A 22,828-nucleotide genomic window follows, 5' to 3' on the forward strand; every position below is an offset into this window, starting at 1 on the left:
AGAAAAGGGTTACAGCTTAATACGGGGGTGTAAGGAATGCAATCAGTTCCGTTTCGGGCGGTCGCCGTTGATATGGACGGGACCTTTCTTGATGATTACAAGCAGTTCGATGAGGACCGGTTTGCCCGGGTCCTTGCGGCATTGCAAGAACATGATATCCAGTTTATTGTTGCGAGTGGGAACCAGTACGAGCGGCTGGTGAAGTACTTTGAGGCGTTTCCGGCGGTCAGTTATGTTGCGGAAAACGGGGCGCACATTACCAGTCCTGGGATGGCGCCTGTTCGGCACTTTGTTCCCGCAGACGTGGCGACCACCATTATCACCCGGTGCCTGGGGCTGGGGCTGGCACCGATGGTATGCGGGGTGCGGCACGCTTATGTTGCCCAGGACGCTCCGGCGGCTCTCCGGGAGCGGGCGCACTACTACTGTCCGAATTTGGTGGAGGTGGCTGCCCTCGTGCCCCTTCCGGAAAAAACCATTTATCAGGTAACCGTCAACGTTGCCCAGAAAGACGAGCAGCGGGTGGTTGCCACCCTCACAAAGGGGCTGAAACGGCGGGTAACGGCCCGTCCCAGTGGGAATGGCAGCATTGACCTAATTGCCCCAACGGCAACCAAGGCGCAGGGGTTGGCGACGTTATTGGCACACAGTGGCCGGCAACTGGCGGATCTGATTGCGTTTGGCGATGGGGAGAATGATTTGGAAATGTTACGGGCGGCCGGGATTAGTTATGCGATGGCCAACGGCAGTCCGGTGGTTCGGCGGACGGCGCAGCTAATCGCCCCGAGTAACAATGAAGCGGGCGTTCTTCAGGTGTTGGAACGGTATTTAGAATTAGACTAACAAGTAAATGGACTGTGACGAAAAGTCGCAGTCCATTTATTTTGGTCCGTCCTGAAAATTAATGATCAATGTTAAACATCCGCTCGTTTTGTCCGCGGTGGCACTCCGCCTGAATGGTGACGTGGCTGATATGGTACTTCCGGCGCAATAGCGCGCCGATTTCCTGGTACAACTGTTCGGCTTCGCTGAGTTTAATATCGTCGCAGTTGACGTGGGCCGAAAAAATGATGCGGTGCTCGTCAACGGACCAGGCGTGGACGTGGTGGACGGCGTTAACCTGGGGCAGGGCGGTAATGTCACGAATGATGGCCTGATAATCAAGCTGTGGTGCCCGCTGCATGAGAATGCTGGTGGTTTTTTTGATAATCGGCAGGGCCTCATACGCAATGTAGAGCGCTACGGCTGCCGAAACCAGCGGGTCCAGCCAGTGAACGGGCCACACCATGAGGATTAACCCCGTCACGGTAACCCCAATCGAACTCAGCCCGTCCGCTAAGACGTGCAGGTAAGTGGCCTTAATGTTCAGGTTGGTGGCACTGCCCGCATGAAGAAGCGCCGCTGACAGCAAGTTTGCAACCGTACTAATGACGGCCACCCCCGTCATCACTTCACCGTTAACGGTCGTAGGATGAAGCAGGCGTTGCAGGGCAGCCCCGATAATAAACAGTGCCATGACGACAAGTAATCCTGCGTTAAGAAACGCCGAAATAATTTCCGCTCGGCGGTAACCAAAGGTCTGTTCGGCAGTGCCGGGGCGCCGGGCTAAGCGGTGTGCCCCGTAGCTAATGACGACGGTGACCGTATCACTCAGGTTGTGGCCGGCGTCAGCAAGGAGTGCTAAACTGCCGGCAAACAGTCCCCCTAAAAATTCAAAAACGGTAATGAGGGCGTTAAGCAGGGTCACCCAGAAAAAGCGGGCAGGATGAACATCCTGGTGCATGGTAAAACCTCCCTTCGTGTAAGTTTGTTCCATAGATTATGATACGGGGCATTAAGAGAAAGTTCAACGGTAGGATAAATGGGGTTATATGTGATGATTGTCATTAATTTATATAGTGGCCAAACGCCTTGATCATTAAGACTTAAACGTCATTTATTCGACATTAATTAAAATATTCACAGACACAAATAAGCATGCTATACTAAACACATGGAAGCGGTTTCTTGCGTCCAAATTTATAAAAGGGATAGTGGTTAATATGAGTACACGCGGAAGTTTCGCCGAGAAGGATATCACGAAGAAGAATCCGGTTTTCTCCCGGATGCGGACGACGGTGGAGAGTGCGTTTTATGAAAACAACATGCACCACGTGACCGACGTTGCCTCGGCGTACTACTTAGCGAAGAAGGCGCCCAACACGATTGTGACGGATATTCCGATTAAGCATACGGATGACCTGGGGTTACCGTCTGACGCCGTGCAGCTGGTTGATAATCACGGGGGCGTTGTCGGCCGGACGGCGGCAGCCCGGCGGCTATTAAACGACCCAACGGTGGATGAAGACGAAATGATGAGTGTGCTGCGGGAGGCCATTTATAGCGGTCATGAGCACAACTTCTATAAGACCGACGTTTACGTGGGGTTGGATGAAGACTTTATGGTCGGCGCCCACCTAGCTGTGCCGGAAGGGTTTGAAATGAACCTGCTGTCATACATGCTTAACTTCCAGCCGGTGACTGAGGAATACCGCAAACGCTACGCCAACTCGCGGCAGTACGATGAGGGGGACATCTACATCTACGCTAACCCGTACTGGCACGACGAGCGCTTCCCGCAGGGGTTAGCTCTGTTTGACCCGGAGCATAATGTGGCTGCTATCCTGGGACTGCGGTACTTCGGTGAACTCAAGAAATCGACCCTAACCTTAACGTGGGCGACGGCGCACCGCCACGGCTACACCGCCTGCCACGGGGGTGAGAAGGCGTTCCATTTCAAGGACAAGGACGACCGTGTCTTTGCCGTTTACGGCCTGTCTGGTTCCGGAAAGTCTACGCTGACGCACGCAAAGCACGATGGGAAGTACGACATTACCGTGCTGCATGACGACGCCTTTGTCATTTCCCGGGAAAACGGGTCGTCCGTTGCCCTCGAACCATCGTACTTCGATAAGACCAACGACTACCTGCCAGGAACGCGGGAAACAACCTACTTCACCACGGTCATGAACTGTGGGGTAACGACGGACGCGGCCGGTAAGCGGGTACTGGTTACGGAAGATTTGCGGAACGGGAACGGCCGGACGATTAAGACGCGTTACGCTTCCCTGAACCGGGTGGACAAGGAACCCGCTCCGATTGACTCCATCTTCTGGATCATGAAGGACAACAGTTTACCACCGGTTGTCCGGCTGGAGGACCCGGCACTGGCCGCCACGTTTGGTGCTACGCTCGCCACTAAGCGGTCCACGGCCGAAAACGTGGCTGACCACAATGCCCTTGTGATCGAGCCGTTTGCGGACCCGTTCCGGGCATACCCACTGGCTGAAGATTACCACGACTTCAAGGAGCTGTTCGCAAAGCAGCACGTCAACTGCTACATCATCAACACGGATAACTTCATGGGCGAAGACATCAAGAAGGAAACAACGCTGGGAATTCTTGAAACCTTGGTGGATGATAAGGACCAGTGGCAGGCGTTTGGTCCGCTGCCGCACATGAGTTACATGCCACTGGAAGGTTACAACGTTGACTTTAATGATAAGGACTACGTTGAAACGCTGAAGGCTCGCCTTGAGGTGCGGTTAAACTGGCTTAAGCAGTACGAGCAGAACCACGCTGGCGAACAGCTGCCGGACGAACTACTGACGAGTTTAACGACGCTGATTGACAAGCTATAGTTTAGCGCACCGGTGCCCGTGGGGGTTAATTTGACGATTAAAACGTTACTTGGAAAAAATAACGGTTAAGTTTGTAATAAGTTCGTTACAAAGTGTGCGGTTGCTTCCAGAATGGACTATAATAGAGACAGTCGATGACGGATAACGGTTTGAAAAGTAAGGAGCGGTCGTATGGTAACGTTATATGTTTCGCCAAGTTGTACGTCATGTCGGAAAGCACGGGCCTGGTTACAGGAACATGAGATTCCGTTCACTGAACGGAACATCTTCTCAGAACCGCTCACTGTTGATGAGATTAAGCAGATCCTTCAGATGACTGAAGACGGGACGGAGGAAATTATTTCGACCCGTTCAAAGGCATACAAGCAGTTGCACGTTGATTTGGACGACCTTCCAATGGGTGAGTTGTTCGATATGATTCAGAAGAATCCGGGGCTTCTGCGGCGGCCAATTATTATGGACGAAAAGCGGCTCCAGGTTGGCTACAATGAGGATGAGATTCGGCGGTTCCTGCCGCGGGAAGTGCGGGCGCTTGAATTACGGCAGGCTCAGGAACTGGCAGAATACTAGTCGATCAACGGTGATCTACCGTTCGAATGACGGGCGGACATGCAGTGATGCGTGTCTGCCCGTTTTTTAGCACTGAGTGGGGGACTTTCACCCCGACACGAAAACGGGTATGATGGTTACTAAGGAGATTGCGGACGGAAGGTGAGTTAGATGGAAGTCGAACGGGTCAATGAGCGGACGATTCGGGTGCTTTTGGGGATGGACGACCTCGAAGCGCATGACGTTACCGTGCTCGACCTTTTGGGAAACCAGAAGGAAGTCGAACGGTTCTTCTACCAGATTTTGGCTGAGGTTGACACCAACCACGAATTTCAGGATGATGATGCGGTTACGTTCCAGATTATGCCTAACCGGCACGGATTGGAACTGTTTATTACCAAGGTGGACGTTGACGAGGATGGCAAACCGAAAGATATGCCGTTGTTAGGGGTGCCCATGGCAGCAAATGATGATCCTCATAAGGAGAATGCCACTAAGCACCCTGATGTGCGCCGAACCACAATCGCGGCCGATGAGGAAGACGAACCTTCTTCCTTAACCCATGAGCCGCATCATCTGGTATATTCCTTCGCATCGTTTGCAGTACTTCAAGCCCTTGCCCAGGCCGTGGATGCAAGTGCGGTGGTGTCGCACTTGTATGCCCTGGATGACCAGTATTACCTAGACGTGGTCGTTTATGATGACGTTTTAGGAACGACCGGATTGGCAACCCTGCGTGGAATGCTAACTGAGTACGGGGAACGGACTGTGCGGATGACCGGGGCCATGCTTCGGGAACGTGGCCGACTGCTCTTACAGGATTCAGCTCTTCAGCTAATTCGGCATTACTTTCCCGCCGACTAACAAAAAACGCGAAATTAACCGCCTTTCCACCTATTTATATGGTGAGGAGGCGGTTTTATGTACTGGGCATATAACGATCACCGGCAACTCGTTGCGGCTGTCCAAGCGCATCCGGATCAAAATTACTGGTGTCCGCAGTGCGGGGCCGTTGTGCAAGTTCGCCGGGGAAGGGTTAACCGGGCATACTTTGCCCATGAATCCACAGCAATTAGTGTTGACCCGAAAGAAACGGCTCAGCATGCTACTGGTAAACGGCAGCTGGTTACTTTAGTACGGCAAGCGGGGTATTCTGCGGACCTTGAACGTTCCCTGCCGACTAGTCGGCAACGGCCGGATATTTTGGCGGGCCGGTGGGCACTGGAATACCAGTGTGCGCCGCTTTCTGCAGCAACGTACCGCCATAGGATGCACGGGTACCGGCGAGCCGGCGTAGCCGTATTATGGTTACTGGGTTCCCGGTACGCTCTCAAGCGGACCCTCTCCCGGCAAACGGCCCAGTTTTTGCGGTGGCGGCCCCAGCTGGGGTGGCACCTGACGTATTACGATGTTTTCCAACAACGGTTGGGGGTGGCGTATGATCTGTGGCAGGCGCCGTTTTTGCCACTTCGGGTCCGGTGGTTTTGGACCACACGGTGGGAGGAGTTTGTTACGTTTCTGCGCACCCCGCGGACGCTCCCGGTCCCAACTATTTCAGCGGCCGTAATTCCCCACCAGCAGCGCCAACTCAACTGGCGGTGTCAGCAGCCGGTATGGTGGCTCCGGCATCTCCAGGAGCAGTGTTATCGGGCGGGTGTCCCGCTGACAATGCTGGGAGATTTGGTTGGCCGAACCTATGCTGCGCCGGTGTACCAGCACTGGGGACTGGAATGGCGGGTGGCGGTGGTTCTCAGGTGGCTTGGACGAGCACGGTTGCCGGTCCAATCCCGAATATGGCCGGGGATTGTGGTGGACCAGCACGTTAGTAGTGCTGACTACCATCGTCTGGTGTTGGCACTTTCCCGGTGTACAAACCACCCGCTAATCAGTAGAATAAAAACAAAAAAGTAAGGACGTGGTTTGATGGTTGTTGAGTTACCTTCGCGGGCGGACGTCGCCCCGGAATTAAAGTGGGATTTAACGTTAATTTACGCAACGGATAGTGAGGCCCAGCAGGCGCTTACGGCAATTAAGCAGCAGGCTGGGGAGTTTAAGCGGTATCAGGGAACCCTCAAGCAGGGCGGTGAAGATCTTCTGAAGGCTCTTCAGGCCCTCCTTGCACTTAATCGCCAGGCGGAGAAGCTGTACGTGTACGCTGAAATGAAAAATGATCAGGATACCACCAACGCCCAGTATCAGGGCCTGTTTGCCCAGGCGGAGCAACTGTTGACCACGGTGGCTCAGCAAACGGCGTGGTTTCAACCAGAACTGGTTCAGCTTACGGATGAGCAGCTTGAGCAAGCGCTGGCGGATGAACCGGGCTTGCAGGAGTACCGCCACTTGTTGGAACAATGGACGAGTGAACGGGATCATGTGTTACCGGAAGAACAGGAGCACCTCTTAGCCGGAGCGCAGTCCGTTTTTGGCGGTCCCGAACGGATTTTTGGCACGTTAAGTAACTCCGACCTTGACCTGGGAACGGTGACGGATGCGGACGGGGTAAAACGGCACCTGTCAGATGGGGTGTACGGCCAGCTGTTAGAGGCGACCGACCCGCGGGTGCGGAAAGAGGCGTTTACGCAGCTTTACCGGGTATACAAGCAGTTTGCAGCAACGTTTGCGACGACCCTGGCGACCCACGTGCAGATGCACAACTATACTGCGCAGGTCCACCACTATCCAGATGCCCGGACGGCTGCCCTGGCAGAAAACCACATTCCGGTTAGTGTATACGACCAGCTGGTTGATCAGGTAACGGCCCACCTGGACCTGTTGCACCGGTATGTGCGGTTGCGGAAGCGGGTATTGGGCCAGCCCGTTCACATGTATGACATGTACGTGCCGCTAACGGGCGAACCATCCCTGAAATTTACTTACGATGAGGCTAAGGAGATGGCCCTCAAGGCATTAGCGGTCCTTGGCGACGACTACTGCCAGCACGTTCAGGAAGCGTTTGATCAGCGCTGGATTGACGTGGTGGAGAATAAGGGAAAACGGAGTGGCGCATACTCCAGCGGGACGTATGATACTGCACCGTACATCCTGTTAAACTGGCAGGATACGTTAGAAAACCTCTTTACGCTGGTGCATGAGATGGGCCACAGCATGCACAGCTACTACACGACCCATACCCAGCCGTACCAGTACGGCGACTACGCTATTTTTGTGGCCGAAATTGCTTCGACGACCAACGAAAACCTGCTGACCCAGTACCTGCTGAAGACCCAGAAGGATCCGGCCGTGCGGGCGTATGTCCTCAACCACTACCTGGACGGATTTAAGGGGACGGTCTTCCGGCAAACCCAGTTCGCCCAGTTTGAACAGTGGCTGCATGAACAGGATGCGGCCGGCCAGCCCCTCACCGCGCAACGGATGGCCGAATACTACGGCCAGTTGAACCAAAAGTACTACGGGGATGCCGTCGAAAACGACCCGCAGATTGCCTACGAGTGGGCGCGGATTCCGCACTTCTACTACGACTTTTACGTGTACCAGTACGCTACCGGGTTTGCGGCGGCCACCACGTTAGCCCAAAACATTCTGGACGATGATCCGCAGCACACCGCCGCGTACTTGGACTACCTCAAGGCCGGGAGCAGCGATTACCCACTGAACGTAATGCGGCGGGCGGGGGTCGACATGACCCAGCCGGCCTACCTGGAGCGGGCGTTTGCCGTTTTTGAGAAGCGGCTTACCACCCTTGAACAGTTGCTTGGGGTGAACGCCTAGTTTGGGGATGTTCTAAATTCCGCTTTTTGTTATGATTAGGATAACGGTATTTGAGAGGAAGGATCCGTTAACTTGTAGGGAGGCAAACCAATGGACCAGGTAAGTGTTGCGGAACTTGTTGAAGCAAACAACCTCATTGTGTACTATGGCAAAAAGTTCTTGAAGGAGCGCTTTGTCACAACAAGCGATATTTCCCGGCCAGGGCTCGAACTGACCGGCTACTTCGACTACTATCCGGAGGAGCGGATTCAACTCTTAGGAATGAAGGAAATTTCCTACGTGCAAAAGAAACCAGCATCCGAGCGGGCGCGTGATATCGAGCGGTTGTGTGGCCCCCACACGCCGTGCTTCGTCGTTTCCCGGATGCTGCCGGTGCCCGCGGAGCTGGAGGATACGGCCCGGCGGCACCAGATTCCAATCCTGCGGACCAAACTGGGAACGTCCCGGGTGTCATCAAAAATGTCCAACTACCTCGAAGGCTGTTTGGCCGAGCGGAAGTCGATGCACGGGGTGCTGATGGACATTTACGGCCTGGGTGTGCTTATCACGGGTGATTCGGGGATTGGAAAATCTGAAACCGCCCTCGAACTAATCAAACGGGGCCACCGGCTGATTGCCGATGACCGTGTTGACGTGCACCAGCAGGATGAACAGACAATCATCGGGGAGGCGCCGAAGGTTCTCCAGCACCTCCTTGAGATTCGGGGAATCGGGATCATCGACGTGATGAACCTGTTTGGGGCCGGTGCAGTGCGGCAGTCCACGGATATTTCACTAATCGTCCACCTGGAAAACTGGTCCAAGGATCAGCAGTATGACCGGTTGGGCATCGGCGAAAAGATGGTGCCGATTTTTGAAGTGGAAATCCCACAGATTACCATTCCGGTCAAGATTGGACGGAACGTGGGGATCATCATTGAAGCGGCGGCGATGAATTACCGCGCTAAAATGATGGGCTATGATTCCAGTAAGACGTTTGAACGAAACTTGCGGGAATTAATCGCGCAGAATACGGCGGCTGAGAATCAGGACAACTAGCTTTATAGAAGAGAGATGGAGAAAATGTTAGCTGCACTAAACCCGAACGCTGTTCAGTTCGGGCCGTTTCGGATCCGCTGGTACGGGATTATCATTGCGTCTGCGGTTCTGTTGGCGGTCTTTCTGTCGGTGCGGGAAGGCCGGCGTCGGGGGATTGCGGAGGACGATATCTACGACTGCCTGTTGTGGGCCCTTCCGGTTGCCTTGGTGTGCGCCCGGGCGTATTACGTAATTTTCCAGTGGAAGTATTACTCCCAGAATCCGGCGATGATTCCGTGTATCTGGGACGGCGGAATTGCAATCTATGGCGGGCTAATCGGGGCGCTTATTACGTTAGTGGTGCTCTGTCACCGACGACACATTAACTTCTGGCTACTGCTGGACGTGGTGGCCCCGACCGTCATCCTGGCGCAGGGAATTGGTCGCTGGGGTAATTTCATGAACCAGGAGGCCCACGGGTATGCCACGACCTTAGCGTTTTTACAAAACACCCTGCACCTGCCGCACTTCATCGTGAGTCAGATGTGTATTCATGGGGTGTACTACCAGCCCACCTTTCTGTACGAATCGGTGTGGGATGTTTTGGGATTCATCGTGTTGATCTCCCTGCGGCACCGCAAGCATCTTTTTAAGTGCGGCGAGGTCGTCTTAAGCTACGTGATGTGGTACTCGTTTGGCCGGTTCTTTATTGAAGGAATGCGCACGGATAGCCTAATGTTAGGCCCCATCCGGGTATCCCAGTGGTTGTCAGTGCTACTCTTTGTAGGGGCGCTAGCGTTAATTGTTTACCGGCGGTGGCGCAATCCAGACAATCCCTGGTACCTTGATCAGGGTGAGCAAAGGGCTTCCTAAAAGTAAACCTAGCCCGTATAATAAATAAGCGACTTAACAGGTAATGAGGAGGGGTTCGTAGTGACTAAGGAATATGATGTTGTAATTATTGGCGCTGGCCCAGGTGGGATGACCGCTGCCCTGTACGCATCACGCGCAAATTTAAAGGTTTTAATGCTTGACCGGGGAGCGTACGGTGGCCAGATGAATAATACCGCCGCCGTTGAAAATTACCCGGGCTTTAAGTCTATCCTGGGACCAGATTTGGCCGAAGAAATGTACCAGAGTGCTACCCAATTTGGGGCGGAATACGCGTACGGAACGGTAACGGCGGTTAAACTGGACGGGACTGACCGGATTGTTGTAACGGACGACGGGGAGTACCGGGCCAAGGCTGTGATTGTTGCTACCGGGTCCGAAAACCGGAAACTGGGCGTTCCTGGTGAAGAAAAGTACAGCGGCCGGGGAGTTTCCTACTGTGCCGTTTGTGACGGGGCCTTCTTCCGCGATCGGGACGTAACCGTTATCGGGGGTGGTGATTCTGCCGTTGAAGAGTCGATTTACCTGACGCAGATGGTCAAGCACGTCAACATCGTTCACCGGCGTGACCAACTGCGGGCGCAGAAGGTGGCGCAGGAGCGGGCTTTCAAGAACGACAAGATTGACTTTACGTGGAATTCCAACGTGATTGCCATTAATGGTGACGATCAGAAGGTTACCAGCGTCACGGTGAAGAATAACCAGACCGGCGCGGAGGAGGAGGTGCCAACGGCGGGCGTCTTCATCTACGTCGGCAACGTGCCGATGACCGCCCCGTTCAAGGACCTTGGCATTACCGACGAGCACGGCTGGATGGTGACCGACAACTGGATGCGGACGAAGGTGCCGGGGATCTTTGCGATTGGTGATGTCCGGCAGCACCAGCTGCAGCAAATTACCACGGCGGTTGGCGACGGCGGGATTGCCGGCCAGGAGGTCTTCAGCTACCTGCAAGAACTAAATTAGGATGAAATTAATTAGTTAACGGCAGCTTGTCGTTAACTAATTTTTTACTAAACGATTGTGTATCCGCTTAACTGTGGTAAAATAGGGGCGATGAATCGTACACCAGTATGATTTGAAAGCGAGGAGCTGAGATCTATGAGTTGGAAAGAAACATACGAAGAATGGAATAACCAAACGCTCGTGCCCGATTTACGGCAGGAGTTGGATCAGATGAAGGGTAACGATGAAGCGTTAGAAGATGCCTTCTACGCTCCGTTAGAGTTTGGGACGGCCGGCATGCGCGGGGTCCTCGGTGTGGGGATTAACCGGATGAACGTGTACACCGTGCGGCAGGCTACGGAAGGATTAGCGACCTTCATGGATACCTTAGATGAGGAAACCAAGCAACGCGGGGTGGCAATCAGCTACGATTCTCGTCATCACTCCCAGGAGTTTGCGTTTGAATCTGCGCGGGTGCTCGGCGCTCACGGGATTCCAACGTACGTGTTCGAGAGTCTCCGGCCGACCCCGGAACTGTCGTTTACCGTCCGGCACCTTCACACGTACGCCGGCATCATGATTACGGCTAGCCACAACCCGAAGCAGTACAACGGGTACAAGATTTATGGTGAGGACGGCGCCCAGATGCCACCGAAGGAATCGGACATGATTACCAAGTACATCCGTGAGGTGACGGATCTGTTCGCCATCAAACTGGCTGACCAGGACGCCCTGATTGAGGATGGCGTGCTGAAGGTGATTGGCGATGAGGTTGACCAGGCCTACCTGGCAGAGGTTAAGCAGGTCACGATTGATCCCGAACTGGTTGCCGAAGAGGGCAAGACGATGAAGCTCATCTTCACGCCACTCCACGGGACGGGGGCCATGATCGGGGAAAAGGCACTTCGTCAGGCCGGCTTTGAAAACTTCACGATGGTGCCGCAACAGGCCCAGCCGGACGGGGACTTCCCGACGGTGGTTAAACCCAATCCGGAGGACCCGGAGGCCTTTAACCTGGCAATTGAATTAGGCAAGAAGGAGCAGGCTGACCTGTTGATCGGGGTTGACCCGGACGCTGACCGGCTTGGTGCGGCGGTTCGGCAGCCAAACGGCGAGTACCAGCTGCTGACGGGGAACCAGATTGCGGCGGTTATGCTGAACTACATCCTGAAGGCCCGCAAGAACGCTGGCACGCTGCCAGCGAACGCGGTGGCCGTAAAGTCGGTGGTTTCCAGTGAGTTCGCGACGAAGGTAGCGGCCAACTACGGGGTCGGTATGATTAACGTACTGACCGGGTTTAAGTTCATTGCCGAACAGATCCATAACTTTGAACTGCACCACGACCACACGTTCATGTTTGGGTTCGAGGAAAGCTATGGTTACCTCGAGCGGCCGTTCGTCCGGGACAAGGACGCCATCCAGTCGCTGGTCATGCTGGCGGAGGTGGCGGCCCACTATAAGAAGGAGGGCAAGAACCTCTACGACGGCTTGCAGGAGCTCTTCGCTGAGTACGGCTACTTCGCTGAAAAGACGATTGCCAAGACGTTTGACGGAATTGAAGGCGCCGCAGAAATTAAGAACCTGATGACGAAGTTCCGGGAAGAAAGTCCGGTTGACTTTGCCGGGGTGAAGGTTGAGGCCATCGAAGACATCCAAGCCGGGACCAAGAAGTACGCCGATGGCCGGGTTGAAAACATTGACCTGCCAAAGTCCAACGTCCTGAAGTACTACCTGGAGGATGAAACGTGGATTGCGGTGCGGCCGTCTGGAACGGAACCGAAGATCAAGTTCTACATCGGCACGCAGGCGGACACGCAGGCGCGGGCGCTGGAGAAACGGGATGAGTTTGAGAGTGCCATTAACGCCTTCATTGCCGGCTAGAAACAGCTGAATAGTTGAATTCGATTAAAACCTCAAAGGAGGACTTTTGGCGCCTTCTTTGGGATTTTGTTTATTATAGGCGAAAATTAATGCTGTTTGGCAAAATAACCCGGAAAAACACGAATGTTCTGGGTTATTTTGTGGCAATCGTCAGTTCGTTCTTCATATATGGTAGCTAAAACAAATACCGTATTAAGCAATGATTGCATATCAAAGTAAATGAATTTAATGCAGCATATTGACATGGAAACTATCAAAGAATACACTGCTAATAAAGTGTTGTTTTTTTATATAGATTAAGGAGGATGAAATCATGGCAATGATTAAGATGACACCTGAGCAAATGCAGCAGTACGCTACAAAGTATGGGCAGAGCTCCCAGCAGATTTCTGACATGCTGGGCCAGTTAAAGTCCCTCCAGTCACAGATCTCCGCTGACTGGCAAGGACAAGGGTTCCAGCGGTTTGACCAGGAGTTCAACCAGCTGTGCCCGAAGATCCAGCAGTTCGCTCAGCTTCTGCAGGAAATTGACCAGAAGCTGAAGCAGTCCGCACAGGCAATGAGTGATACCGACCAGCAGATTGCTTCGCAGTTTAACTAAAACGCGGGGTTATCAGTCACGCTGACTGGTAACCCTTTTTGGTGAGGTGGAAACATGAAAAAGCAGCAACAACATAATTGGCACGTGTTGATTGGGGCGGTGGCATGCCTCGCACTAATCCTCGGGATCGTCTTTGTTGGCGGCCGGGCGCTGAAGCGGAATAATAATCCCCGGACAGCGCGCGGAAGCCACCCCATCCGGATTGCGTTCGTCAACGAAGATAACGGCGTGACGTACCGGCATGTTCACTACAACTTAGGGAAGGCCTACATCCAGGGGATTGGCCACCCGCGTGGTGAACGGATTGTGGCGGTGCCGCGGGACGTTGCTGAAAGTGGCTTAAAAAATAATAGTTTCCAGCTCGCCGTTTTCGTACCGACGAACTTTTCGGCGCGGATTGTTGACGTTGACAACCCTAACCCGCATAAAGTGAAGGTACAGTACATAATTAACGCCAAGTCGGCGGGGGAGAAGGTCCGGTGTAAGGAAGTCGCCCAGCAAATCGTCACCGGGTTGAACCAGAAATTGGTCACGATTTATGACATGGGGATTTTGAGCAACCTGTACGACGCCCAGCAGCGGGTCGCCGGGATTTATTCCCGGCAAGGGCGGTTGGCTCGAAACTACGACAGCCAGCTCGCTGCGCCAATTGCGGCCTTTAGCCAGGAGTTTCCAGACATTAGCGGCGGGCTCCGGCAACTTGCCCAAACCAACCAGGCGACCCAGTCCCAGTTTGCCCAGTTAGAACGGGCCCAAACCGCGGCCCAGGCCAACCAGATGCAGGCGATGCAGTCGCAGCTGGGAAAGGTCATGCAACAGCAGCAGGCCGACCAGCAAAACGCGGCGAAGCTTGCCCAGCAGGCGCTCCAATCGAATAACCAGCAAATCAAACAGCAGCTCCTGCCAATGATGCAGCAGATGACTGCCCAGGATCAGCAACTGCAGCAGACCCTCCAGCAGCCATCCAATGCGGGCCAGTTGCTGACGACGTTTGACCGCTACACGCAGGCGTACGATCAGTTATGCCAGCAACTCATCACCAACATTAATAACCAAAAGAAACAGGACGATATGATGGGCAAGCAGCTCCAAAACGAGGTGCAACAGCACTACGCGCCGGGGTTGACGGTCGGGAATTTCCTGAAGAAGGAGGACCCCACGCTCTACAAGCAGTTAATGGCGCAGGCCCAGGATGTCAGCACGGTCCAATCCTTAGAAGACCAGCTCCCGTACACAAGCCTGCCGAAGAGCGTTACCCAGCACCTGCCGGCTGGTGACGTCCAGCAGATGCAAACAGCCATCCAGCAGATTAAGACGGCTAACTCCCAGATGAAGGACGCCGGGTTAACGGTGAAGTTCAATGGAAATGAGGGTGCCCAGCAGGCCTTTAGTCGCGCAGTGGCGGACAGCAAACACCAGCACCCGCAACAGCAAGCCGTCACGACGACCCTCGCGGTGACGGGTACCAAGAACATGAAAAACTCTGAACTGGCGGTTCAGGTTCCAACCCAGTGTCAGGTCGTGGGGACGCAGGGACTCCAAGCCCGGGGTGGAAACCACTACCAGGTCACGGATCCGCAAAACGTTCACCTGAAGTTGCGCTACAATCCGGCCAAGGTTGATGGCAGCGACCAGGTTAAGCTGACGTACCGCCACATGCAGGATGATCCGGCTAAAGTCACGGTGCTAGACGGTACGCAGGTGACGGGTGGGACCCAGCCGAATACGGATAATAAGCAGAATAACCAGCAGTCAAGTGGCTCATCACACTCCCAGCAAAACAATGACCACGCAAACAACCAGCCGGCTAGTGTGCAGGTAAAAACGCACACGCAGACGGTGTCAAACGACCAGGACCGCGCCATGACGGTCAGCTTTAACCTGGCACAGCTCCCGCAGGTGGCAAGCACCAAGCAACTTGCTAAGATTGACGGCCAGTGGTTAAGTGCTTACCAGGACGCGGCGACGGTTGCGCAAGCCCGGGCTAAGCAGGCGGACCAGGGCGCAATCCATAAGATGATGAACGAGAACATGGGGAAGGACCTCCAACAGTTCTTACAGAAGGAAAGCCAACAAAACGATCAGCTGCTCGACCAGGAACTCACAACGCTCCAGCAGCGCGATCAGACGGTTAAGAAGAACCAGCGGAAATACGAAAAGCGGCTTGGCGGCATGGGGAAGAACTCCCAGCAACTGCTGGAACAGGTTGACCAACAGCTCCAGCAGTTACAGCAGATGCAGGATAACCTCAATAAGAAGGCGGATACGACCGTGCCGGCTGCATCCACCCAGGCACCGGCAGGTGATGACGGTGGCGCTGGGGCAAGCGCCCCAAAGCAGGCCGCCGACCTCGCCCAGGCAACGGACAATACTGCCAATCAAGCGGGTAACGACGCCCAGGCATTTAACGGCGCTTACGACGGTCTAAACGGACTCAGCCAGGAAATTGCCCTTGTGCAGGCCAACGGGAAGGGACTCAAGGGCCGGTCGATGAACCTCCAGCAGGCCTTCCGGCACGACCTGGCCCGGAGCGGCAACTTTGAACAGGCATTCATGCAGGTGCTGAACGCGGCCTACCAAAACGGGGTCCCGAACAGCAAACTGATGCACTTTATTGCTAACCCGGTTGCCGGTGACGGCGACGTCGAATTATCCGGTCACACCCAGCGGTACAACATGGGGCTCTGGACGATTATCATGGCCGTGGTGGCATGGTTTATCGCGTACGCCGGCGAAACGCTCCGTTTCCTAGCGGCCGGCAAGTACTTCTCGGCATGGCAAACCCGTCTCAGCGAACGCAGCCGGAAGTTAATCTTTATTACGGGCGCCAGTCTGATTAGCGGTGGTGTCATCGCCCTCGTGGCCGGCCCGCAGTTCCCGTTAGTGGGCGCCAACCGGCTGCCGTGGCTGCTGTCAGGGGTCATGCTAGTGGTAACACTCGCCCTGATTGCGGACGCCCTGTTACGTTACGGCGGCATGGGCGGAACTGCCTTAGGAATTGCTGCGTTGATTAACCTGATTATCAACCAGGCCCAGCTAGTGCACGGCGGCCTCCTAGCCCACCTCAACTGCCTGGCGTTAGTGGGGCACCAGCTCTTAAACGTCGTGCTGATGAATACCAGTGACGTGGTCCTTGGGCTGCTGTGTATGGTCATGGTCAGCATCGGTCTCGGCTGCGTGCTCCTGTGGGGGCCAGAAAGTGGGTGGCACCGGCGTGCGGTTACCAAGTAAACAGTTAATCATTATTCTTTGCGGGCTGGGAATGGTCGGCGGTGGTGTTCCGGTGCGAGCCGCCGCCACTAACCAGGCGCTTAACCTCCCCCTAAACCAGGTGGGGCAAAACCATCAGCGCCAGCAGACCCGCAACGAAAACACCCAGTTATTTCAGACCGATCAGGTTGGGGACCTGGCCAAAACCAGACGGGGGTTACTGCGCCAGGGACGCCGGGTAGTCTTCACGAAAAACGGCCGGCTCCCCGATCCGGTTAACCAGGCGAACCTGTTTTGCCGGCCGGGGAAGAAGACAGCTGCGCCGCACTACGCCCCGACCAGTAACCAAGCAACGCCCGCGCACCGGCACCAACTGCCGTGGTTGTGGTTTGCAGCTGGCGCTGTCGTGTGTGGCGCCGCCGGAATTTCGGGACACATGATTTGGAGGGAGCAGCGTGAACAACACAGTCGCAATTAGCGTTGAATTACCAGACCAGCGCCGGGTGGACGTGCAGGTTAACCCGCACATTCCACTCAGTCAACTAGTGGATCAGTTGGTCGCCATTTACCAACTCCCGCCGCGGCCCTACACCATACAGGTTGCCACCCAGCAACGGTGGTTACGCGGAGACCACACACTGCAGGATGCTCAGATTACGGCGGGGGATGCCTTACGACTACGGGAGGACGAACATGCAAGCAATTAAGTACCACTTTGATCATCAGGAATACGCGTATGAGTACGACGACCACCAGATTATCCAAAGTATTAGCCGCGCCGAAGTGACGGCGAAGGACGCCGACGAGTTGTTGGCAGTGGCGCCGGCCCACGACCTCTTCTTACCAGTTGAGATTGGCTGGGAGAGCGACCGGGTGACACTCACCAGCACGCGCATTCCAGGCCGTTTCGTGCAGGACGTCCCGGCGTGGACGAACGCCATGAAGTTGCGCCTCCTGGTCAGCCTCTTACCGGTCCGGGACCTGCTGTTAACCGGTGAACTAACCACAAACCTGCACCCGCATAACATCTACCTGGACGCGAACAACGTCCCGCACCTGCTGTACCGCGGGATTCCGGGGATGATGCCGGGGGCGGCCCTCACGGATGCCGAACTGGTACGGCAGTTCCAGTGCTTAGCCGGAGCGCTCTTTACCGGGCGGTCGTTTGACGACCTGTATAGCGGGTTGTTAGCGGAGGGGGCCAAGCAAAGCCAGTTTATGACGGACCTCCTTCAGATCACGACGATGACGGACATGGCTGCCTTCCTGAAAGAGCAGGCGGCCCAGGCAGCAACGAACGAAGAAGAGACGATGGTGCGGGTGCCGCGGAAGCGCTACATGGTAACGCGCCAGCTGGCATTGTGGCTGGGAGTGGCGTGCGTGTTACTCCTGATTCCGCTGGGCTACCTGTTACTGAGCAAGGTGCCAACGGATAATGCGTGCCTGGCGGCCGACCACGATTTCCAGGCGGAGAACTACGACCAGACGATCAAGGACCTCCAGCACGTAAAGCTGAAGCACCTGCCGCAAGCCCAAAAGTATGAACTAGCCCGCGCTTACATCGCAGATAAGGGGTTTAACCACACCCAGCGGACGAACATCTTAAAGAACGTAACGTTAAACGCCGCGCCAACCTACCTCAACTACTGGATTGAGGACGGGCGCGGACAACTAGATGACGCCCTGGCCACGGCCAAGCAGCTGCAGGATACCAACCTGATTATGTACGCGCTGCTCGGAAAGATTGACGCGGTCAAGCAAAACAAGCACCTGTCCGCCCAGAAGCGTGAGCAGCAGCTTGAGAGTCTCCAGAAGCAGTACACGCACTACCAGCGGTTACAGAAGAAACACCACTAAGGAGGAAAATGGCTGATGGACATCCGGGATTTCTTTACCACCACCCACATTATCATCGCAAACCGGCCCGGCGCCGACGTGCAGGTGGCCGATGAGGTCGAACTGCAGCTAACTAAGCCGGCAGTGCAGGCGAACTGGACCCTGCACATTCTGCGCGGCGACGTGGTGGTGAATTACTTCGTTCCCCAGGAGCGCGCCTTTGAGTTGGCCGCCGGGAGTGTGCTGGAGTTGGGGACCACCACGCTGGTGGTGTACCCGGACGAACTCCAGGTGACGGGAGGCCAAGTTAAGAGTCACCTGACCCGAATCAAGACGTCCCACCACGCCTTACCGGCGAACTTTCCGGAGTACCACCGGTCCCCGCGGCTGATTAAGCGGCCGCCGACGGCGAAGATTACGGTGGATAACCCGCCTGCCCCGGTGACGAAGAATAATCAGGGGTTACTGCGGTCGGTGGTCCCGGCCCTGGTCATGGTCGGCGTCAGCATCGTCATGGCGTTGATGCGGGCGAACGGGATGTTCATGATGTTCTCGGTGGCCACCACCGGGGTAACGGTGATCTTCTCGATCGTGGACTACTTCCGGAACCGCAAGGACTACAAGAAAAAGCGCCGGACCCGCAAAGCTAAGTACCTGGCGTACTATGACGGAATGGTGAAGCAGATTTACGGGGCCCAACGCGCGCAGCGGGCTGCGTTGGAATACCACTACCCGGATCCAGCCACCGTTCACCAGATGGCGGTCAAGTACAGCCCGCGAATCTACGAGAAGCGGCCGCAGGACTTTGACTTTTTGACGTACCGGTTAGGCTCGGGGACGGTGGCGCCGTCCGCTCCGGTTGAACTGGGGAATAGCGGCACGCTCAATCTGGACGATGAACTAACGGCCAAGGCATACCAGCTGGTCCAACGCAGCCAGCACCTAACCCAGATGCCGATTACCACGGATTTGGTGCACGGCCCCGTCGGGTACGTGGGTCCCAAGAAGATCGTGGTGGAACAGCTGCAGTGGATGTTGACGCAGATTGCCACCTTCCACAGCTACCATGACGTGCGCTTCATCGTGGTCTTTAACGAAGAAGACTATGACCAGTGGGCGCCGTTGCGGTGGTTGCGGCAACTCCGGATTCCAGAACTAAACATGTGGGGGTTCGTCTTTAACCGGCAAAGCCGGGACCAACTCATGAACTTCCTGCACCAGGTGATGAAGGAACGGCAAAACGAAGTGAATACAACGGCGGAGGGCGAAAGTGCCCCGACGTTTGGCCCGCACTACGTGCTGGTCGTGGTGGACGAAGACCTCATCTTAGACCACGCCATCATGGAGTTCGTGGGTGGTGAACCCGAAAAGTACGGGGTGAGCCTGGTTTACGTTAAGGACGTTCTCAGTCAGTTACCGGAAAACATTACGACCGTCGTGGACATGCGCGACCGCCAGACCGGGGAGCTGGTGATGGAACGGGGCGAACTGAAGCAGCAACGCTTCCACCTCGACCACCTTACTCCCGCCATGCGGGACCTCATTCCACGGAAGCTGGGTGGCCTGGAACATCAGGAAACCCTGCATAGTTCGGTGCCAGACCAGGTGACCTTTTTAGGACTGTACGGGGTAACGACCACTGACGAACTGCACATTCCGCAGCGGTGGCAGAAACACTCGCCGTATAAATCACTGGCAGTCCCATTGGGAGTGAGCGGGCCGGACGAACAGGTTGCCTTAGACTTGCATGAACGGGCGCACGGACCCCACGGGCTAATCGCCGGAACGACCGGGTCTGGAAAGTCCGAACTGATTCAGAGTTATATTCTGAGTCTAGCGGTTAACTTCCACCCGTATGACGTCGCCTTCCTGCTGATTGACTACAAGGGTGGGGGAATGGCCAACCTGTTCCGGGACCTCCCGCACCTGGTGGGAACAATTACCAACCTGGATAAGGCGCAGAGTATGCGGGCGCTGGAATCGATCAACGCCGAACTCCGGCACCGTCAGGAACTCTTCGCCAAGTACGACGTCAACCACATTAACCAGTATCAGAAACTCTTTAAGGACGGCACGGCCACCGAGCCAATGCCGCACCTGTTCATGATTTCCGATGAGTTCGCCGAACTCAAGGCCGAACAACCCGAATTCATGGACGAACTAATTTCAACGGCCCGGATTGGGCGGTCTTTGGGAGTCCACCTAATCCTGGCAACGCAGAAGCCGGCCGGGGTGGTGAACGACCAAATCTGGTCAAACTCCAACTTCAAGATTTCATTGAAGGTGTCGGATAAGGCCGATTCGCAGGAAGTCCTGCATACGCCGGATGCCGCAATGATTACACAACCCGGACGGGCTTACCTGGAAGTCGGGAATAATGAGCTGTACGAGCTCTTCCAGAGTGCCTGGAGCGGGGCCGACTACCGGCCAGAACAGGCGGGTCAGCAGACCGAACAGTACGTCATTAAACGCTTGGATAAGATGGGCCAGCCGCACATTATCAGTAACGACCTGAGTGGCCTGGACCAGCAAGAAGACGTCAGCGCAGCGCCGACCCAGCTTGAGGCAGTGGTGGCCGATGTGGCCGCCACCTTTAAGGCGACGGGCGATGCGCCACTGAAGCAACCGTGGTTGCCGCCGCTGGCAACGACGATGCACATTGGCGACATTGCCCCGTTAGATTACCACGACGAGTGGCAGGAGAATAAGCAAACGTTGGCGGCGGTGCTGGGAATGGTTGATATTCCGAGCCAGCAGGCGCAAGAGCCGATTGAGATGGACCTGATTGAAGACGGGAATGTCGCAGTCTTCTCCAGCGCAGGGAACGGGAAATCGACGTTCCTGCAGACTTTGACAATGCAGTTGGCTCGGAAGTACAACCCGGAAGACTTCAATGTCTACCTGTTAGACTTTGGAACTAACGGGCTGCAGGCACTCCGTTCGCTGCCACACGTGGTAGACCTGATTACCACTGATGAAGAAGAGAAGATTGGAAAGTTCATTCAACGAATGAATGCCCTGATTAAGAAACGGAAGCGGCTCTTCAGTGAGGCCGCCGTGGCAAACGTTGCCATGTATGAACAGAAGACGGGTGAGAAGTTACCACAAATCGTTGTTGTCGTTGATAACTTTGAAGGCTTTGAGGGTATGGGCTACGCCGAAACCCTGTATAACGAGTTCGTAGCACTTACGCGGGACGGAAGCAGTATCGGACTGCATGTTGTGTTGAGTTCCGGCTCAACCCGGGGTGTTCGGTCCCGTTTATTGAACAACATCAAGCGGCGAATTCCACTCAAGCAGAACAACGAAGATGAGTTAATCGAAATCATCGGGAAGACCCGTCTCAGCATTGGCGATACGCCGGGTCGGGGACTATTTAAGGATGATGACGATGTCCGGCTAATTCAGGTGGCAATGCCGGCAGCGGGTAAAACGAGTCTAGAGGTCATTAACAGCGTACAGGCAGAAGCCGAAGCGATGGATCACGCCTGGGACGGGGCCCGGCCAAAGCCGATTCCGATGGTGCCGGATGAACTCTTTGAGGATGATGTTAAGCAGTATGGCAATGTTGAGAAATTCGACCAGAATGGGATATTGCCAATTGGGCTTGACTACGACGAAGTGCAACTGGTTGGTTACGATCCCGTTGAAGATGGCAACCTAGCGGTCTTTGGTAACGGTGATCGTCTTTACCGGGCACTTCAGGTTGGATTAGCGCATGCACTGGATCTCTTTAAGCAAACCCGTGTAATTATCTTTGATACTGATCGTCGTTTGAACGGTTCCGAATACCCAAATGTTAACCGAATTGTTCAGGATGATCAGGAAATCATTGATGCAAAGGATTCACTGGCACAGATTTTCGCTCAGCGGAAGGATACGACTAAGTCCTATAAGTGGATTTACGTATATATCACTAATATTGATAAGTTTAAGAAGGTCACAGAGATTGACGACTTAAGCTTTGAACAGCTAATGACGAACGCTAATGAGCGAAAAATTGCGATTATCTATGCGGGACTAGCTAATAAGTTCTATTCAGGCGGTCCGTACGCACAGTATGCTGAGAACGCATTGTTCACCCAGTCAATCGGTGAACAAACATTCTTTAACCTGACAACGTACCAGAAGGAGAAGCCATTGGAAAAAGGCCAGGCATATCTGGGAATCGATGGACAAATTGCGCGGTTTAAGCTTGTTGATTGATAAGGAGGATGATTAAAATGTCAGAAATCAAGGTAGAACCCAGTCAAGTACGGAGCGTTGCAAGTCAAATTCGTGGGGCAGCGGGATCGCTTAACAGTTCAAATAACATTTCAACGGACAGTGTTTCATCCCTAGTCGGATGTTATAAAGCAATTTCGGCGACCCAAGCCCTTGATCATATTAGTTCGCAATTAAACGCTGCAATTTCAAGTTACGCCGCGGCCTTTGATAACCTGGCGGAATCATTCGAAGAGACTGATCGGCATATTGCGGGTGATTAGGA

The 22,828-nt window shown here is 54.7% G+C and carries 18 protein-coding genes; 17 read left to right on the top strand and 1 reads right to left on the bottom strand.

All coding sequences use genetic code 11. The features are described 5' to 3' along the window. Window positions 1-36: 36 nt before the first annotated feature. A complete protein-coding gene (locus QOR60_RS04250; RefSeq protein WP_283582121.1) occupies window positions 37-843 on the top strand; it encodes a Cof-type HAD-IIB family hydrolase in 807 nt (268 codons plus the stop codon). Window positions 844-901: 58 nt separating this feature from the next. On the opposite strand, the gene QOR60_RS04255 is transcribed toward QOR60_RS04250, so the two are convergent. Next, window positions 902-1,783, bottom strand: coding sequence for a cation diffusion facilitator family transporter (locus QOR60_RS04255; RefSeq protein WP_283582122.1), 882 nt, complete (start codon window positions 1,781-1,783; stop codon window positions 902-904). Between the two features lie 259 nt (window positions 1,784-2,042). Here QOR60_RS04255 and QOR60_RS04260 point away from each other — a divergent pair, with 259 nt between their 5' ends. From QOR60_RS04260 to QOR60_RS04335, 16 genes are all read left to right on the top strand, one after another. Continuing rightward, window positions 2,043-3,680 (top strand): phosphoenolpyruvate carboxykinase (ATP), encoded by a 1,638-nt coding sequence (locus tag QOR60_RS04260; RefSeq protein ID WP_283582123.1) that lies wholly within the window; start codon window positions 2,043-2,045, stop codon window positions 3,678-3,680. Window positions 3,681-3,851: 171 nt separating this feature from the next. Then, entirely contained in the window at window positions 3,852-4,250 is a 399-nt protein-coding gene (spxA, locus tag QOR60_RS04265) for a transcriptional regulator SpxA (protein WP_283582124.1), read from the top strand. Window positions 4,251-4,400: 150 nt separating this feature from the next. After that, the gene (locus tag QOR60_RS04270; protein WP_283582125.1) at window positions 4,401-5,093 is read left to right on the top strand and encodes an adaptor protein MecA; all 693 of its coding nucleotides are present in this window, start codon (window positions 4,401-4,403) and stop codon (window positions 5,091-5,093) included. 57 nt (window positions 5,094-5,150) lie between these two features. Then, on the top strand, window positions 5,151-6,140 hold the full coding sequence (locus QOR60_RS04275) for a competence protein CoiA (RefSeq protein WP_283582126.1): 990 nt from the start codon (window positions 5,151-5,153) through the stop codon (window positions 6,138-6,140). A gap of 12 nt (window positions 6,141-6,152) precedes the next feature. Then, a complete protein-coding gene (pepF, locus tag QOR60_RS04280; RefSeq protein WP_283582127.1) occupies window positions 6,153-7,958 on the top strand; it encodes an oligoendopeptidase F in 1,806 nt (601 codons plus the stop codon). 90 nt (window positions 7,959-8,048) lie between these two features. Further along, entirely contained in the window at window positions 8,049-8,996 is a 948-nt protein-coding gene (gene hprK, locus QOR60_RS04285) for an HPr(Ser) kinase/phosphatase (protein ID WP_283582128.1), read from the top strand. 15 nt (window positions 8,997-9,011) lie between these two features. Next, the gene (lgt, locus tag QOR60_RS04290) at window positions 9,012-9,848 is read left to right on the top strand and encodes a prolipoprotein diacylglyceryl transferase (RefSeq protein WP_283582129.1); all 837 of its coding nucleotides are present in this window, start codon (window positions 9,012-9,014) and stop codon (window positions 9,846-9,848) included. 60 nt (window positions 9,849-9,908) lie between these two features. Beyond that, window positions 9,909-10,832 (top strand): thioredoxin-disulfide reductase, encoded by a 924-nt coding sequence (trxB, locus tag QOR60_RS04295; RefSeq protein ID WP_283582130.1) that lies wholly within the window; start codon window positions 9,909-9,911, stop codon window positions 10,830-10,832. A 135-nt stretch (window positions 10,833-10,967) separates the two neighbouring features. After that, window positions 10,968-12,692, top strand: a complete 1,725-nt coding sequence (locus tag QOR60_RS04300) for a phospho-sugar mutase (RefSeq protein ID WP_283582131.1) — start codon at window positions 10,968-10,970, stop codon at window positions 12,690-12,692. 313 nt (window positions 12,693-13,005) lie between these two features. Then, the gene (locus tag QOR60_RS04305) at window positions 13,006-13,293 is read left to right on the top strand and encodes a WXG100 family type VII secretion target (RefSeq protein WP_283582132.1); all 288 of its coding nucleotides are present in this window, start codon (window positions 13,006-13,008) and stop codon (window positions 13,291-13,293) included. Between the two features lie 54 nt (window positions 13,294-13,347). Then, on the top strand, window positions 13,348-16,524 hold the full coding sequence (gene esaA, locus QOR60_RS04310) for a type VII secretion protein EsaA (protein ID WP_283582133.1): 3,177 nt from the start codon (window positions 13,348-13,350) through the stop codon (window positions 16,522-16,524). Then, a complete protein-coding gene (locus QOR60_RS04315) occupies window positions 16,508-16,981 on the top strand; it encodes a hypothetical protein (RefSeq protein WP_283582134.1) in 474 nt (157 codons plus the stop codon). The genes esaA and QOR60_RS04315 overlap by 17 nt, the downstream gene beginning before the upstream one ends. Beyond that, window positions 16,959-17,210 (top strand): EsaB/YukD family protein, encoded by a 252-nt coding sequence (locus QOR60_RS04320; protein ID WP_283582135.1) that lies wholly within the window; start codon window positions 16,959-16,961, stop codon window positions 17,208-17,210. Before QOR60_RS04315 ends, QOR60_RS04320 begins: the two co-directional genes overlap by 23 nt. Continuing rightward, window positions 17,197-18,360 carry a type VII secretion protein EssB gene (gene essB, locus QOR60_RS04325; protein ID WP_283582136.1) on the top strand — a complete coding sequence of 388 codons (1,164 nt, stop codon included), beginning with the start codon at window positions 17,197-17,199 and terminating at the stop codon, window positions 18,358-18,360. The genes QOR60_RS04320 and essB overlap by 14 nt, the downstream gene beginning before the upstream one ends. Before the next feature lie 15 nt (window positions 18,361-18,375). Continuing rightward, complete coding sequence (gene essC / locus QOR60_RS04330) at window positions 18,376-22,545, top strand: type VII secretion protein EssC (protein WP_283582137.1); 4,170 nt, start codon at window positions 18,376-18,378, stop codon at window positions 22,543-22,545. Between the two features lie 17 nt (window positions 22,546-22,562). Beyond that, window positions 22,563-22,826 (top strand): TIGR04197 family type VII secretion effector, encoded by a 264-nt coding sequence (locus QOR60_RS04335; protein ID WP_283582138.1) that lies wholly within the window; start codon window positions 22,563-22,565, stop codon window positions 22,824-22,826. Window positions 22,827-22,828 lie beyond the last annotated feature (2 nt).

Source organism: Ligilactobacillus hohenheimensis (assembly GCF_947381805.1).
In the GTDB taxonomy this organism is placed as follows: Bacteria; Bacillota; Bacilli; order Lactobacillales; family Lactobacillaceae; genus Ligilactobacillus; species Ligilactobacillus hohenheimensis.